This is a genomic window from Embleya sp. NBC_00896, assembly GCF_045207785.1.
Lineage (GTDB): Bacteria > Actinomycetota > Actinomycetes > Streptomycetales > Streptomycetaceae > Embleya.
Map to the genome: position 1 here is coordinate 5921062 of NZ_CP108776.1, position 15666 is coordinate 5936727.

General features: G+C 70.4%; 12 protein-coding genes. 7 read left to right on the forward strand and 5 right to left on the reverse strand.

Annotation, left to right across the window (positions count from 1 at the left end; all coding sequences use genetic code 11):
- Window positions 1-40: 40 nt before the first annotated feature.
- Window positions 41-1402: a sensor histidine kinase gene (locus tag OG928_RS26825; RefSeq protein WP_406291224.1), complete on the forward strand. Its 1362-nt coding sequence runs from the start codon at window positions 41-43 to the stop codon at window positions 1400-1402.
- Window positions 1403-2022: 620 nt separating this feature from the next.
- On the opposite strand, the gene OG928_RS26830 is transcribed toward OG928_RS26825, so the two are convergent.
- Entirely contained in the window at window positions 2023-3252 is a 1230-nt protein-coding gene (locus OG928_RS26830; RefSeq protein ID WP_406288248.1) for a styrene monooxygenase/indole monooxygenase family protein, read from the reverse strand.
- A gap of 277 nt (window positions 3253-3529) precedes the next feature.
- On the opposite strand from OG928_RS26830, the gene OG928_RS26835 reads away from it, so the two are divergent.
- Window positions 3530-4786, forward strand: coding sequence for an acyltransferase family protein (locus tag OG928_RS26835; RefSeq protein ID WP_406288251.1), 1257 nt, complete (start codon window positions 3530-3532; stop codon window positions 4784-4786).
- Between the two features lie 48 nt (window positions 4787-4834).
- On the opposite strand, the gene OG928_RS26840 is transcribed toward OG928_RS26835, so the two are convergent.
- Complete coding sequence (locus OG928_RS26840) at window positions 4835-5992, reverse strand: hypothetical protein (protein ID WP_406288252.1); 1158 nt, start codon at window positions 5990-5992, stop codon at window positions 4835-4837.
- 195 nt (window positions 5993-6187) lie between these two features.
- Here OG928_RS26840 and OG928_RS26845 point away from each other — a divergent pair, with 195 nt between their 5' ends.
- Window positions 6188-7384, forward strand: a complete 1197-nt coding sequence (locus OG928_RS26845) for a CaiB/BaiF CoA transferase family protein (protein WP_406288253.1) — start codon at window positions 6188-6190, stop codon at window positions 7382-7384.
- An 8-nt stretch (window positions 7385-7392) separates the two neighbouring features.
- On the opposite strand, the gene OG928_RS26850 is transcribed toward OG928_RS26845, so the two are convergent.
- Window positions 7393-7821, reverse strand: a complete 429-nt coding sequence (locus OG928_RS26850; RefSeq protein WP_406288256.1) for a hypothetical protein — start codon at window positions 7819-7821, stop codon at window positions 7393-7395.
- A gap of 160 nt (window positions 7822-7981) precedes the next feature.
- Here OG928_RS26850 and OG928_RS26855 point away from each other — a divergent pair, with 160 nt between their 5' ends.
- Both OG928_RS26855 and OG928_RS26860 read left to right on the forward strand, forming a co-directional pair.
- Window positions 7982-10495 carry a DEAD/DEAH box helicase gene (locus OG928_RS26855; RefSeq protein ID WP_406288258.1) on the forward strand — a complete coding sequence of 838 codons (2514 nt, stop codon included), beginning with the start codon at window positions 7982-7984 and terminating at the stop codon, window positions 10493-10495.
- Window positions 10496-10534: 39 nt separating this feature from the next.
- Complete coding sequence (locus OG928_RS26860; RefSeq protein WP_406288260.1) at window positions 10535-10912, forward strand: hypothetical protein; 378 nt, start codon at window positions 10535-10537, stop codon at window positions 10910-10912.
- Window positions 10913-11198: 286 nt separating this feature from the next.
- Here the strand turns inward: OG928_RS26860 and OG928_RS26865 are convergent, their stop codons facing one another.
- Both OG928_RS26865 and OG928_RS26870 read right to left on the reverse strand, forming a co-directional pair.
- A complete protein-coding gene (locus OG928_RS26865; RefSeq protein ID WP_406288262.1) occupies window positions 11199-12515 on the reverse strand; it encodes an ammonium transporter in 1317 nt (438 codons plus the stop codon).
- Window positions 12516-12748: 233 nt separating this feature from the next.
- Window positions 12749-13642 carry an IclR family transcriptional regulator gene (locus tag OG928_RS26870; protein WP_406288264.1) on the reverse strand — a complete coding sequence of 298 codons (894 nt, stop codon included), beginning with the start codon at window positions 13640-13642 and terminating at the stop codon, window positions 12749-12751.
- A 176-nt stretch (window positions 13643-13818) separates the two neighbouring features.
- Between OG928_RS26870 and OG928_RS26875 the strand changes: the two genes are divergently transcribed.
- Entirely contained in the window at window positions 13819-14931 is a 1113-nt protein-coding gene (locus OG928_RS26875; protein ID WP_406288266.1) for an LLM class flavin-dependent oxidoreductase, read from the forward strand.
- Between the two features lie 288 nt (window positions 14932-15219).
- Window positions 15220-15654, forward strand: a complete 435-nt coding sequence (locus tag OG928_RS26880) for an SRPBCC family protein (RefSeq protein WP_406288268.1) — start codon at window positions 15220-15222, stop codon at window positions 15652-15654.
- The last annotated feature ends 12 nt before the right edge of the window (window positions 15655-15666 follow it).

The following is a 15666-nucleotide window of genomic DNA, read 5'->3' on the forward strand; positions in this document are numbered from 1 at the left end:
GGACGGGCCGGCCGGGAAGCCCCCGCGACCGCCGAGGGGCCTGCGCGGGACGCTCGTTCGGGTCTCGCTCGCGGTCACCACGATGGTCGCCCTGGCGTTCCTGATCCCGCTGGTGCTGGTGATTCGCGAGATCGCCGCGGACCGCACGTTCACCGACGCGGAGCGGCAGGCCGCGGCGCTGCAACCGGCGTTGGTGATCACGACCGATCGGGCGGCGCTGGAGCCGGCGGTGGCGAGTGTGCCGGCCGGTTCGAGCGGGCGGATCGCGATCCACCTGCCGGACGGATCCGTACTCGGCCGCCCGCGCGCGAGCGAGCGCAGCATCGCCACGGCCCGTGAGTCGGCCCGCGCGTTCCGGGTCCGGGCGGGCAGCGGGTGGGCGCTGCTGCAACCGCTGGTGCTGGACCAGGGGCGGATCACGGTGATCGAGGTGTACGTCCCGGACGGCGACCTGGACCACGGCGTGACCACGGCGTGGTTGGTCCTGACCGGCGTCGCCGTCGTGCTCGTCGGCGGCTCGGTGGTGGTCGCGGACCGGCTCGGCGCGCAGGTCGTGCGGTCGGCGCGGGGCCTCGCCTCGGCGGCCCGGTCGCTGGGTACGGGGGACTTGGAGGCGCGGATCACGCCACAGGGGCCGTCCGAACTCCAGGAGGCCGCCACGTCGTTCAACACGATGGCGGATCGGGTCGAGCAACTGCTGGCCAACGAGCGGGAGATGGCCGCCGACCTGTCGCACCGGCTGCGCACCCCGCTGACCGCGTTGCGGCTGAACGCGGCGGCGCTGGGCGAGGATCCGGTCGCCGAGCAGACCCGGAACGCGGTCGCGCAGTTGGAACGCGAGGTGGACGAGCTGATCCGCACGGCCCGGCGGCAGAGCGCGAGCGTCGAACTCGTGGGCTGCGACGCGGCCGAGGTGGTCCGCGACCGGATGGACTTCTGGTCCGCGCTCGCCGAGGACGAGGACCGGCCGTGGCAACTGGTGGGCGCGGACGTGCCGGTGCGGGTTCCGGTGCCCCGGGGCGAACTGGCGGCCGGGATCGACGCGATGCTCGGGAACGTGTTCCGGCACACCGAGGAGGGCGTGCCGTTCTCGGTCACGCTGCATTCGGGCAAGGACGCGGTGATCCTGCTCGTGGCCGACGGCGGCCCGGGCATCGCCGACGCGGAGGCCGCGCTGCGGCGCGGGCACGGCGAGGGCGGGGAGGGCTCGACGGGTCTGGGACTGGACATCGTGCGGCGGCTCGCCGAGGCCACCGGCGGAGAGGTCGAGGTGGGGCGGTCGATGCTCGGCGGGACGGAGATCAGTGTTCGGCTCGGGGCAGGCCGTGCGACCTCGGTCACACGCAGGAGTCGCCGCGCCGTGAAGGGTCGGCGCGGACGGCGACGAACCCCGATTTCCTGACTCTGTGTGGTGGCTCGTGTGCCGCCCGGCACATCGGGCGGAGTCGACCCTTAAGTGGGCCTTAAACCCTCGTCCGAGACCAAATCCGGGCGGGTCGACAGGTGTTCTTCGGCCACGGTTTTTACTAGCCTTCTGAACGACGGTCCATCCGGAAACCAACGGGACTCCCCCCTTTCCGGGTGGCCCAGGCGCAGCCCAATCCCCCCCAGGGTCTGTAGCCGTTCGGGGATCTCGCATCCCCGGCCGCTCGTGTCCCCACCCCCACCCGGGGCGCGACCGGCAGGCCCGACCCGAGAGCCTTGCTCTCGGGTCGGGCTCTTTTTTATGGGCGGCTTTGCCGCCGGCTCCCGAAGCACCGCTTTTTCTCTCCCCCGCTACGCTCCTCCGAGAAAAAGCGGCACTCCGCTCGCACGTCGCCGTCCCTCCGCAAGCTCCGGGCCGTCGACGTCAGTGAAAACCTGCGGCCTCCGGCCGCTCTCCTCGCTGCGCTCGTCGATCACGAGCGTGACCCGGTCGGTGGGCGCTGACGCGCCGAACCGCACCGACCCGGCTCCCTCGATCCGGTGGACCTCACCCCGAAACCGATCGGCGCCCCGCCCGCCCCGCCGTGGCTCAACCCCCTACAGCGCCCCCACCTTCGCCAGGAACGCCTTGGTCTTCTCCGGGTCGTACATGAACTCCTCGAACTCCACCGGGTTGTCGAAGGCGCTCATGATCGCGTCGCAGACCGCCGGGTTCTCGTTCCCGGCGCCCATCAGCATCTGGACATGCGCCGGCGGCGCGCCCAGCAGGGATGTGGAGAACTTCACGCCGTGTCGGGCACGGTCCCAGAAGGCGTCGAAGAGGGTCTGCATCCACTCGGCGTCGAACGGCCGGTCGCCGTGGGCCAGGATCGCCCGCAGGTACAGGTCGGCCGCGCGGGCCGCGTTGTTGGAGCCCTGTCCGCTCAGCGGGTCGTTGGTGACCAGGACGTCGCCGATGCCCAGGGCCAGGCCGCCGGAGGGGAGTTCGGCGATCGGCTTGCGCACGATCGGGGAGAATCCGCCGCTGAGCACGCACATCGGGTCGGTCAGCTCGGCCCGGCTGATCCGGTCGTGGTCCCACGGCGCGAACCGCCGGACCAGCTCGCGCATCAGGGCCCAGTGCTCGTCGGGGTCGCGGACGCCGCCGAACACGTCGAGCGGGCCGCCCGGGACCGCCTCGAGCAGGATGATGTCGCAGGGGCCGGACAGCGTCAGGCCCGGGAACATGATGATCTCGCCGGCCTCGGGGATGCCGTTCACGTGCAGCGCGTCGTATCCGACCTCGGGCCGGGGGGTGGCGCCGTGGAAGTACGCGACCGCCAACTGGCGCTGTGGCGTGGTGAACTCGGACTTGTCGTGATCCCGGTCGAACATCGACACCAGTTCGCCCTTGCCGGCGGCCACCACCACGAGGTCGTAGTTGCGGGTGTACCAGTCGATGTCGGAGACCGCGACGGGGTGCACGACGAGGTTGCCGCCGCGCTCCACGAACAGCTCCATCCACGCGGGCATCTTCATCCGCTGGTCCACCGACTGTGCGCCGCCCATCTCGCCGAGCCAGTTCACCACCGGAGTGCCGTCCGGGCCCGGGATGGTGAACCCCGCGCGCGGGATCGGTGGCACCTGGTCGGCCCACAGGTCGAGCCCGTACGGCTTCTCCAGTTCGATCGTCGACGGCATCATGATCTGCGTCGAGGTCACCCGGGCCGCGCGGATCTCGTCCGGGGTCCGCTCGGTCATGATGGTCACGTTGTAGCCGTGGGCCAGCAGTCCGAGGCCGAGTTGAAGCCCGGACTGCCCGGCACCGACTATGAGGATCCTGCGCATCGATGGAGTCCCTTCCCCTGATCAAGGTCGCCAGCATCGTATGGCTCGCGCTGCGTGTTCACCGGAACACATGCCGGGCAGGGATCCCGATCACGGTCGTCGCGCTCCGGCGGTCCGCGCGCAGCGGCGCCGGCGACACGCTCGCCGATGCCGTCGTTCGTCCGGTCGGCGGACCCCTACACTGCGACGGCTCGTCGGGCCCCGCGCGGTCTGCCGCCGGCCGACGACGGTGACGTCCGGGGGACCGGAGGATCCGAATCAATGGAGGGAGAAGGCCGTGTGGCGTGCCACGAAGGGTGATCGGGGCGGCGTGTCCGCCCCGCCGCAGGCGGCCGCCCGCCTCTACGTCCTGGACGGGCTTCGCCTGGTCGCCGCGCTCACCGTGGTGCTCTACCACTACGTCTCCCTGCCCGGCGGCTGGGGCAGCGATCCGAACGCGATCTTCCCCACCCTGCACAAGTTCGCCCAGTACGGCTGGCTGGGCGTCGACCTCTTCTTCCTGATCAGCGGGTTCGTCATCTGCATGAGCGCCTGGGGGCGTTCGCTCGGCGACTTCGTGGTCTCCCGGGCCTCTCGGCTCTATCCCGCCTACTGGGCCGGGATCCTGCTGACCACCGGTGTCCTGACGGTCTGGCCCCAGGTGTACAAGGCGGATGATCTGGACATCATCCTGTCCAACTTTTCCATGTTGCAGACGGGGCTGAACGTCCCGGACGTCGATGGCGCCTACTGGACGCTGTTCACCGAACTGCGCTTCTACATCGTCTTCGCGATCGTCGTGGCCACCGGCGTGACGTACCGCAAATGTGTGCTGTTCTGCGGCATTTGGACCGTCGGCGCGATGATCACCCCCAAGGTCGGGAACGACCTGCTCGCGACCTGGACGATGCCGGCCTACTCGCCCTACTTCGTCGCGGGCATCGCGTTCTTCCTGATGTACCGGTTCAAGCCCAACGCGGTGCTCTGGGGCATCGTCGGTATCTCGTTCGTGCTGGCCCAGCACTACGTCGAGCTGCGGATGAAGATCAACCTGGGCGATCCGCACTACACGTCGGTGCCGGGCTGGCCGGTGCGGTTCACCATCCTGCTGTGCTTCGCGGTGATGGCCGGCGCCGCGCTCGGCCGGTTCGATCGCGTGCAGTGGAAGTGGCTGACCACGGCCGGCGCGCTGACCTACCCGCTCTACGTCATCCACATGTACATCGGGATGACGATCATCCGGCAGTTCCGGGACCGGGTTCCGGCCGCCACGCTCCTGGTCGGTGTGGTCGCGCTGATGGTGCCGGTGGCCTGGGCGATCCACCGCTTCGTCGAACGTCCGACGGGCAAGCTGCTGCGCGACTCGCTCAAGCGCGGGATGGCCGAGATCCGGCGCGACTCCGCGTCCGCCACGCCGAAACCCGCTCCGCCGGCGCCCGCCGCCGACGTGCGGCACGCCTTCGACGGCCACGGCACCGAGCACGCGGGCACCGAGCACGCGTACGACCCGCAGTCCTCGGCGACGATCATCGGGCAGGCCACCCCGCCGTCCTGACGACGCGGGGTCGGGCGGGCCGCCCACCCGACCCCGTGCTGCGCCTGGCTACATGAACGACGACTCCGCGGTCAGCCCCAGGGTCTCGTCCGCGCCCGTCACGATCGGCTGGCAGTTGCCCCAACCGACGCCGCCGCCGACCGGGTCGGTGACCTTGACGACGGTGTCCCGGATCTGGTGCAGCCGGCGCGCCTGCTCGGGGGTCGAGCAGTCGGCGACACGCTCGCCGTCCACGTGCAGGTCGCCGCGCCACTCGCCGTGGTGGCGTCCGTCCAGCCCGAAGTACAGGCCCGCGCCCAGGTGGAAGCCGGTGTCCGAGACCACCTCGATCCGCAACGGGCGCGCCGACCCGTCGGCCATCGTGGCGTGCAATGTGCCGCCGCGCAGTCGACGGTTGACCGGGTCGTAGCTCAGGTCCGGCACCAGGTCGGCCCATTCCTCCACCCGGCCGTCGGGGTGCTCGACCCCGCCCATCACCCGCTTCTGCGCGAAGCCCGGCGCGCTGGTGATCTGGTAGTGCAGGAACAGCGCGTACCGGCTGCCGTCCGGACGCTCCATCAGGATCGGCGCCCAGATCATCCGGAACGACATCGACGCGGGCATCCCGGCCGGTTCGAGGTCGGCTGCGGGCGAGCCGACGTCGTAGCGCGTGCCCCACGAGTGGTCACGTGTCGACACCCACGTGTCGGGAGTGATCTCGGTGCGTTCGCCGGCCACCTCGACCCAGCCCGACGCGACCCCCGTCTGGTGGTAGCGGACCAGGTCGGCCGTCGTGCGGTAGGCGCGCCGGTTGTGCGTGCGGTCCTCGCACACCGCCGGGACGACCGACTCGAAGGTCCAGTCGAACGCGATCGGCTGGGCCTCGTTGGGCTCCAACACGAAGCGGACCACCTTGAGCGGCTCGATCACCTCGTACCGGATCGGCCCCACCACCGTGGTGTGCGGCTCGGGCGACAGGCGGCGCGACGCGCGCACGGTGAGCTGCTCGACGCCGCGGGAGACACCCGCGTAGCAGTCCATCACGTTGCGGTTCGTGTACTTGCCGAGCCCGAAGCCCAGTTGCAGGCTGCCGTCCCGGGCCGCGGCCATCGCGCACACCTTCTCGGTCCACGACGGGTCGGTCGTGGCCACGGTCGCGAAGGTCTCGGCGACCTGGTGATGGAAGCCCTCGTCGGCCGCGGTGAGCGGCCCGATCGGGTTGGTCACGAATCCTCCGTAGCTGTGTGCCGCGTTCCCACACCGGAACGCCGGCGAATCCCGCCATCGGGACGCTGCCGGATTCTCCGCCGGACCTCGTGAAGAGGCCAGAGCCTTGACCTGTGAGAGAGAACCTGTTTTCGTCATGCCGTCGGATCGACCGGCCGCGCCGTCGGGTCGAGGCCCGGGTCAAGGGGGAACGTAGTGGAACGTGTTCCGATCGACGGGCCGCTCGCCGGCGTGCGCGTCGTGGACCTGTCCGCCGCCGCCACCGGCCCGTACGCGGTGGCCCTGCTCGCCGACCAGGGCGCCGACGTGATCAAGGTCGAGCGCCCGGGCATCGGCGACATCTCGCGCTGGATCGGCACCGCGACCGGCGGCATCAGCGCGCTCTATCAAATGTGCAACCGCGGCAAGCGCTGCGTCGCGGTCGACCTGCGCACCGACGAGGGCCGCGAGATCGTCCGGGCGCTGATCGCCGAGGCCGACATCGTCGTGCAGAACTGGCGGCCCGGGGTGGCCGAACGGCTCGGCCTCGGCTACGCCGACGTGCGCCGCGACGACCTCGTGTACTGCTCGATCTCCGGCTTCGGCGCCGAGGGACCCTACGCCGGCAAGGGCGCGTACGACACGGTGATCCAGGCGTACAGCGGGATCGCCGAGAACCAGAAGGACCCCGAGACCGGTCGTCCCCGCTTTTCCAACCAGGCCCTGGCCGACAAGGTCACCGCGCTCACCGCCGCCCAGGCGATCACCGCGGCGCTGTTCGCCCGCGAGCGCGGACGCGGCGGTCAGCACCTGGAACTGTCCATGCTCGACGCGGTGATCTCGTTCCTGTGGGTCGACTCGGCCGGCAACGACGTGCTGCGCGACGGCGACGGCAGCCAGCCCGGCAGCTTCGTCGCGGACGTGCGCCCGTACGCGTTCCTCGACGGCTGGGGGATCGCCACCCCGACCGGTGACGCCGACTTCGCGGGCATGTGCCGGGCGTTCGGGGTCGAGGGGTACGACGACCCGCGCGTCGCCACGATCGCCGAGCGCCGCCGCCACCGCGAGCTCGGGCACGCGCTGGTCACCCGCTGCCACGAGGCCGCGACCAAGCTCACCGTCGCCGAGGGCATCGCGCGCCTGGAGGCCGAGAACGTGCCGTGCGGCGTGGTCCTGGGCCCGGGCGAGCTGGCGACCGACCCGCACGTCGCGGCCGTGGGGCTGCTGGAGGACGACGTACACCCGACCGCGGGCCGCCTGCGCCAGCCGCGCCACCCGGCCCGATTCGGCGGCACGCCCGCGCGGTTGGGCCGACCGGCTCCCACGCTCGGCGCCGACACCGACGAGATCCTCGCCGAACTGGGGTTCGCCGACCGGATCGGCGCACTGCGCGCGGCGAAGGTGGTGTGCTGAACGGCCGGTCAGCGCCGCGGCGCCGTCCACTGGTCGCGCGCGCTCCAGTCGGAGTCGCGGCCCTGCTCGTCCCGGACCCGCACGCTCCAGTAGTAGGTCGTGCCCGGCTCGTAGCGGAAGCCCGACGGTCGCAGGTCGTTGTACTGCGCCGAGTGCACGACCCCGCTGTCCCAGGCGTTGGGGTCCACGCCGCCGGAGGTGATCGTGTCGATCGCGTACGGGTCGTTCGAGATGATCAGGCGGTAGCTGCTCTGCTGGTGCCGGTCGCCGTTCAACCGCACCGTCCAGCCGAACCAGGCCGAGCCCTGTTCGGGGTCGTGCGGTAACGACACCACCGTCAACGTGGCCCGCGGGCTCCGCGCACCGTCCGTCGTGCACGCGAGCGTCGCGCCGGACAGGGCCAGCCCCGCGAGCACCATCGACACCGTGCGTCCCACTCGTCGTACCAACCCCACGAGCACCCCTGTTCCCAGTGGTCGTTGATCACGGTGACCGTACGGATGCGACACGTGTCAACGGAAGGCTCACGGCGCCCGAGCGAAGGGCGAATCCGGGTTGCGTCCGGGTGCGCGCCCGCGAGCAGGCAAGATAGAGCGTGTGACTCTCATCGATCTGCTCCCTGCCGAGGCCGACCCCGACGCCCTGTACGAAGCCTTCGCGTCGTACGCGGAGGAGCGCGGCCTCACCCTGTATCCCGCGCAGGAAGAGGCGCTGATCGAGCTGGTCTCGGGCAACAACGTCATCCTCAACACGCCGACCGGCTCCGGTAAGAGCCTGGTCGCCGCCGGCGGGCACTTCGCGGCGATGGCCCGCAAGGAGCGCAGCTTCTACACCGCGCCGATCAAGGCCCTCGTGTCGGAGAAGTTCTTCGACCTGGTGGCCCAGTTCGGCACCGAGAACGTCGGCATGATGACCGGCGACGCGTCGGTCAACGCGACCGCGCCGATCATCTGCTGTACCGCCGAGGTGCTCGCCAACATCGCGCTGCGCGACGGCGCGGACGCCGACGTGGGCTTCGTCGTGATGGACGAGTTCCACTACTACGGCGACCCCGACCGCGGCTGGGCCTGGCAGATCCCGTTGATCGAGCTGCCCAAGGCGCAGTTTCTGCTGATGTCCGCGACGCTCGGCGACATGGACCGCTTCCAGACCGATCTGCGGCGGCGCACCGGCCGGGCCACCGCGATCGTCAAGTCGGCCGTGCGCCCGGTCCCGCTGTACTTCGCCTATCGGGTCACGCCGCTGCACGAGACCATCGAAGAGCTGCTGACCACGCGTGAGGCGCCGGTCTACATCGTGCACTTCACCCAGGCTTCGGCGGTCGAGCGGGCCCAGTCGCTGATGAGCATCAACATGTGCACGCGCGCCGAGAAGGACGAGATCGCGAGCGTGATCGGGCGCTTCCGGTTCACCACCAAGTTCGGTCGCCAGCTCTCGCGGTGGGTCCGGCACGGGATCGGCGTGCACCACGCGGGCATGCTGCCCAAGTACCGGCGTCTGGTCGAGCGGCTCGCCCAGGCCGGGCTGCTGAAGGTGATCTGCGGCACCGACACGCTCGGGGTCGGCGTCAACGTGCCGATCCGCACGGTGCTGTTCACCGCGCTGTCCAAGTACGACGGCCAGCGGGTGCGCCGGCTGCGGGCGCGCGAGTTCCACCAGATCGCCGGGCGCGCGGGCCGGGCCGGCTTCGACACGGTGGGCAACGTGGTGGCGCAGGCCCCCGAGTACGAGATCGAGAACCTCAAGGCGCTCGCCAAGGCCGGCGACGACCCCAAGAAGCGCCGCAAGGTGGTCCGCAAGAAGGCCCCCGAGGGCTTCGTCGGCTGGAACGACGAGACCTACACCAGGCTCCAGGAGGCCGAGCCCGAGCCGCTGGCCTCGCGCTTCCGGGTCACCCACGCGATGCTGCTCGCGGTGATCAACCGTCCCGGCGACGCCTTCGAGGCGATGCGGCACCTGCTCACCGACAACGACGAGCCGCGTGCGCAGCAGTTGCGGCACATCCGGCAGGCGATCGCGATCTACCGCTCGCTGCTGGACGGCGGCGTGGTCGAGAAGCTCGCCGAGCCGGACGAGGAGGGCCGCACGGTGCGGCTGACCGTCGACCTCCAGGCCGACTTCGCGCTCAACCAGCCGCTGTCCACGTTCGCGCTCGCCGCGTTCGACCTGCTCGACCCCGAGGCCCCGACGTACGCGCTCGACGTGCTCTCGGTGGTCGAGGCCACGCTGGACGACCCGCGCCAGATCCTCGCCGCGCAGCTGAACAAGGCCAAGGGCGAGGCGGTCGGGCAGATGAAGGCCGACGGCATCGAGTACGAGGAGCGGATGGAGCGGCTCGCCGACATCCAATACCCGCGCCCGCTCGAAGAGTTGCTCGAACACGCGTACGCGATCTACATGCGCAGCCACCCGTGGGTGGGCGACCACCCGCTGTCGCCCAAGTCGATCGTGCGCGACATGTACGAGCGCGCGATGACCTTCGGCGACTACGTCGGCTGGTACGAACTCGCGCGCACCGAGGGCATCGTGCTGCGCTACCTGGCGAGCGCGTACAAGGCGCTCAACCAGACCGTTCCGGACGACGCCAAGAACGAGGACCTGCACGACCTGATCGCGTGGCTGGGCGAGCTCGTCCGCCAGGTCGACTCCAGCCTGCTCGACGAGTGGGAGAAGCTGGCCAACCCGGACGCGACGCAGGAGGAGCTCGACGACATCGAGGGCCGCACCACGCCGGTCACCGCCAACGAGCGGGCGTTTCGGGTGCTGGTCCGCAACGCGTTGTTCCGCCGGGTCGAACTCGCGGCGATGCGGCGCTACTTCCAGCTCGGCGAGCTGTCCGAGCAGGAGGGCGACTCCGGGTGGGACTCCGAGCGCTGGCAGGACGCCCTGGAGGACTACTGGGACGAGCACGACTCGATCGGCACCGGCCCCGACGCGCGCGGGCCCAAGCTCATGCAGATCACCAAGGAGGACTCCGCGTGGCGGGTCCGCCAGGTGTTCGACGACCCGGCCGAGGACCACGACTGGGGGATCACCGCCGAGGTGGACCTCACCGAGTCGGACGAGACCGGCCGAGCGGTCCTGCGGGTGGTGGCGGTCGACCGGATGTAACCGCTGTGACAGGACGGGCCGCTGGGGCAGACTGACGGCATGACGAAGAAGATGTGGGACGCCGCGCACGGGTCGACGCTGTCGTGGCGTTCGCACAACTCGGTGCTGTCGATCGCCTCCGAGGGCTCGGTGCTCTCGATCGGGTCGGTGGGGTCGGTGCTTTCGGTCGGCTCGGTCGGCTCCGCGCTGTCCTTCGGGTCGATCGGCTCGGCACTGTCGTCCGCGTCGGTCGGCTCGTGGCTCAGCGCCGGCTCGCTGTTCTCGGCCCAGTCGGCGTGGTCGGTGTTCTCCTGGCAGTCCTCCGGCAGCGCCTTCGACCACGGCAACACCAAACACGCGGCCCGAAAGGCAGCCCTCCCAGCCACCGCCCTGGCCTGCCTGGCAACCGCAGCCCTCCTCACCCGCAAATCCCGCTGACCCCACACGTCCGGCGCTTGAGGCCGAAGCCTCGCGGGGCGCCCAAGCCCACTCCCATCAGCCCGGCCGGCGTTTGAGGCCACCTCGGCCGAAGGCCGGGTCAACCCGGCCCGTCCGGCGCTTGAGGACGAAGCCTCGTGGGGCGCGCAAGCCCACTCCGATCAGCCCGGCCGGCGTTTGAGGCCACCTCGGCCGAAGGTCGGGTCAACCCAGCCCGTCCGGCGCTTGAGGACACCACAGTGACGAGGCCGAACCCAGCCCGTCCGGCGCTTGAGGACCCCCGGGATCACTCCGCGTGCTCGTCACCCGCCCGAGGCGCAGGCCGAAACCCATGCCCGCCAACCCGCTTCGTACCGCCGACGGCGGTGAGGTCATACGCCGTCTCCGCATGTACCGCGAGGTCGAGCCCGACCTGCTCATGGTCCGCATGGGCCCGGAACCCGATCGTGCGGTCGATCGCCTTGGCGATCACGTACGTGACCCCGAAGGAGAACGCGGACACCACGAGGATCGCGACGAGCTGCTTGCCCAGCAGCGCCGCGCCACCACCGTGGACCAGTCCCTCGGGCCCGCCGGTGACGTCCTTGCTCGCGAACAGGCCGATCAGCAGGGTGCCGACCACCCCGCCGACATAGTGCACGCCCACCACGTCGAGCGAGTCGTCGTACCCGAAGCGGTGCTTCCAGCCGACGGCGTAGCTGCACAGGACACCCGCGACGAGGCCGATCACCATCGCCCCCGGCAGGTCCACCACGCCGCACGCCGGCGTGATCGCGACCAGCCCGGCGACCGCGCCCGAGGCCGCGCCGAGCGTGGTGGCGTGGCCGTCGCGGCGCTTCTCCACCGCGAGCCAACCGATCAGCGCGGTGCACCCGGCGGCCTGCGTGTTGACCAGGGCCTGCGCGGCGAGCCCGTTCGCGCCCAGCGCCGAGCCGCCGTTGAAGCCGAACCAGCCGAACCACAGCAGCCCCGCGCCCAGCACCACGAGCGGCAGGTTGTGCGGCCGCATCGGGTCGCGCTTGAAGCCGATCCGCGGGCCCAGGACCAGGGCCACCGCCATGCCGGCCGCGCCGCAGTTGATCTCGACGACCAGGCCGCCGGCGAAGTCGAGCGCGCCGAGCTCGTTCGCGATCCAGCCGTCCGGCCCCCACACCCAGTGCGCGAGCGGCACGTACACGCAGGTGACCCACACCGCGCAGAAGATCACCCACGCCCTGAACCGGGTGCGGTCGGCGATCGCGCCGGAGATGAGCGCCACCGTCAGGATCGCGAACGTCAACTGGAAGGCCATGAACAACAGTTCGGGCACGGTGCCGTGCAGGTCGGTCGGTTTGGTGCCGGCCATGAACACCTGTCCGAGGTCGCCGAGCATCCCGCCGCCGAGGTCGTCGCCGAAGGCGAGGCTGTACCCGAAGGCGATCCACACGACGGTCACGACGGCGATCGCCACGAAGCTCATCATCAGCATGTTCAGGACGCTCTTGGCCCGGACCATGCCGCCGTAGAAGATCGCGAGCGCCGGTGTCATCAGCAGCACGAGCGCCGTGGCGACGAGCAGCCACGCGGTGTCTCCGGCGTTCAGGGCGTCGGTCGCGACGGTCATGCTGCTCCCTCGTGGGCCTGATGGGGTCTCAGGTCAGGGTGGGCAGCTCGGGTTTCCCCGGGTATACCTCGGTGTTACACGCCGGTTAAGGAACCCCGTCCCGTGTTACGCCGGCGTTGCCTTGTGGTGAGCGAGTGCTCACGGGGTGAACGGCTCGACATGTCGGCGAAACACGTGACACCCGCGCGGCACGCCACGCGACGCACCGCGTCCGGAGGCGCCCGCACGCCCCGTCAGTCCGGCAGTCGGCCGCCCGACCGCCGGGTCACCAGGCGGGCGACCGAGCCCAGCCGCTCGCCGTGGTCGGTGACCCGCCGACCGGTCACCCCCTTGAGCCCGTTGAGCGTCAGCGCGACCGCGACGTGCCCCGCGGCGTCGAACACCGGTGCCACCAGGGTCGAGATGTCGTAGACGGTGTCCGGGTCCACCGCGATCAGCTCGTAGTCCTCCTCGCCGAGGGCGGCGGCCAATTCGGCCAGCCGGTCGCGCAGCGGCGCGGCCTCGCGCGGGTGCTCGGCCATCCGTTCCATGGTCACGCCGATCCGGGTGCGGGTCGGGCTCTCCAGCGTGATCGAGTACCCGCGCTCGCGTACCGCCGCGAGGGTGGCCGGCAGGTGTACCCGCGCGGTGCCGCGGACGCGCTCGTCGAGCCGGTCCAGCCATGCCTCCACCTCCTCCGGCGCCGACCACGCGTGGAACACCTGGCCCAGCGGCGGCACCATGCGCAGCCGCTGGCCCACCCGCACGTCGGCGGACGCGAGCTGCGGGCGACCCTCGACGGCCAGGATCACGATCTCCTCGCCCACGGCGACGCTCGCGATCAGCTCGGTGGCGAACTCGCCCGCCAGCTCGCGCATCTCGGCGCGCGCCAGGTCCACGGCCCGATTGCTGCGCAGCGCCGCGTCGCCGAGCGCGATCAGGGCCGGGCCCAGTTCGTAGGTCTTGCGTCGCGGGTGCCGGACCAGGTAGCCGGCGTCCTCCAGGGCCTGGAGCACGGACAGCGCCGACGCGAGATTGATGCCGAGCGCCGCGTGCAGCTCGGAGAGCGTGTACGCGCCGCCGGGGTGGGCGGCGAAGAAGTTCAGGATGTCGACCGCGCGACCGGCGGCGAGGGCGGGACGAACCATGTGCGCACTCCTCTTGCCTCTGGTGACTTGCCTCTTGTGACCGGCACCCCGTCGGGTGACACTCGTGCGACGGAATACGGGATACGGAAACACTTTTCAATATATCGAAATATCGCCAGGCAGCTCCGCAACCACCGCAACCACCGCAACAACCGCAACCCCCTGGGAGTCGCTCGATGAAGCTCGACGTGCTCTACGAAGTGGACGTGCCGCGCCCGTGGCACGGCGAACACCCGCACGGCCAGCGGCGCGAGGAGCAGCGCGCCTACCGCGAGGCGGTCGAGCAGATCCGGCTGGCCGACCGGATGGGCTTCAACACGATCTGGGCGGTCGAGCACCACTTCCGCGAGGGCCGCTCGCACATGCCGGCGTCGGAGGTCTTCCTCGGCCACCTCGCGGGCATCACCGAGCGGATCCGGATGGGCTTCGGCGTCACGCTGACCCCCTTCGGGTTCACCCCGCCGCAGCGGATCGCGGAGAAGGTCGCCACCGTCGACATCCTGTCCGGCGGCCGGGTCGAATGGGGCACGGGCCGATCGACGCCGATGGAGCAGACCGCGTTCGGCGTGGACATCGCGAAGTCGCGGGACGACTGGCGCGAGGCGATCGAGATCGTCACCGGCATGTGGCGGGAGGAGTACTTCGAGTACGAGTCGGAACGCTTCTCCTTCCCGCGCCGCATGGTCACCCCGAAGCCCTTCCAGGACCCGCACCCACCGTGCTGGATGGCCGCGACCTCGCAGGGCTCGGCGGAGATCGCCGGCCGCAACGGGCTCGGCATGCTGTCCTTCTCGATCATGCAGCCGCTGGAGACGATGGCCGCCCAGGTCGCCGCCTACCGCGCGGCGGCGGCGAACCCGACCCCGCTCACCGACGTGACCACGAACAAGGTCGCGGCCTACACGCTCGTGCACACGACGGGGAAGAAGCGGGTCGACCAAAAAGTCTGGGACTCGGTGGCGTGGTGGTACAAGAACCTCGCGATGTTCACCCTCGAATGGGAATTGCCGCACCTGACCCCGGAAGAGCAGGACCGGACCTTCCCGCTGCTCAAGCCGATGTTCGAGGGCACCGTCCCCGTCGACACGTTCGACGCCGCGGACATGATCGTGATCGGCGACGTGGAGACGTGCGTCCGCAAGATGAAGCGTTACGCGGACCTGGGCGTGGACGAACTGATCTGTTACGTCCAATGGGGCTTCCTGGACCACCAGGACATCCTGCGGACGATCGAAATCCTCGGCAAAGAGGTCATTCCGGAATTGGAGAAATACCAACCGAACCAATAGCAGTACCGACCCGCCGTACGGTCCGTGAGTGACCGTCACAGCCATTGCGCCGTGGCCCGCGGTCGGCCGGTTGGAAGTTCCGCACCGAGGGCCGGGGATACGAGTTCGACCTGGCCGCGCTCGCCGGATCCTACGGCGTCGACATCGCCTGGTCCCCTGCCCGGAGAACCGGTGAACCCTTCCGGTCACGGCACTGGTGACCGGTGGGTAGGGGACCGCGATTCGGTGCCCGGGCGGTGGAGTGGTTTGCTTGACCCGGCCGACAGCAACCGAGGGCAAGGAGTGGTCATGGCGCAGGTCAGGGCAACCGCACAGACGACCGTGACGGCGGGGCCGGAAGCGGTTTTCGCGGCGATCACGGACTACGCGGACGTGCGGCCCAAGCTGCTCACCGAGCACTACTCGGAGTACGACGTGCGCGAAGGCGGCAAGGGTGCCGGGACGGTGGCGCACTGGCGGTTGCAGGCCACGAGCAAGCGGTCGCGTGACTGCCTGGTGACGGCGACCGAGCCGGCCGCCCTGACGTTGGTGGAGACCGACGCGAACTCGTCGATGGTCACCACGTGGACCGTGTCGTCGGCCGGCACGGGTAGCAAGGTCGAGATCGTCACGGTGTGGAACGGGGCCGGCGGCATCGGCGGCTTCTTCGAGAAGACCTTCGCGCCGGCGGGACTCAAGCGGATCTACGACGGCGTGCTCGCGAAGCTGCCGGACGCGCTCTGAGTCAGGTCGAAC

What these genes read in the sequence shown, in the direction of transcription:
- OG928_RS26830 (WP_406288248.1), bottom strand. Translation starts at nt 3,252, where the DNA reads ATGCGCAGGATCCTCATAGTCGGTGCCGGGCAGTCCGGGCTTCAACTC.
- OG928_RS26860 (WP_406288260.1), top strand. Translation starts at nt 10,535, where the DNA reads ATGACGAAGAAGATGTGGGACGCCGCGCACGGGTCGACGCTGTCGTGG.
- OG928_RS26865 (WP_406288262.1), bottom strand. Translation starts at nt 12,515, where the DNA reads ATGACCGTCGCGACCGACGCCCTGAACGCCGGAGACACCGCGTGGCTG.
- OG928_RS26870 (WP_406288264.1), bottom strand. Translation starts at nt 13,642, where the DNA reads ATGGTTCGTCCCGCCCTCGCCGCCGGTCGCGCGGTCGACATCCTGAAC.
- OG928_RS26875 (WP_406288266.1), top strand. Translation starts at nt 13,819, where the DNA reads ATGAAGCTCGACGTGCTCTACGAAGTGGACGTGCCGCGCCCGTGGCAC.
- OG928_RS26880 (WP_406288268.1), top strand. Translation starts at nt 15,220, where the DNA reads ATGGCGCAGGTCAGGGCAACCGCACAGACGACCGTGACGGCGGGGCCG.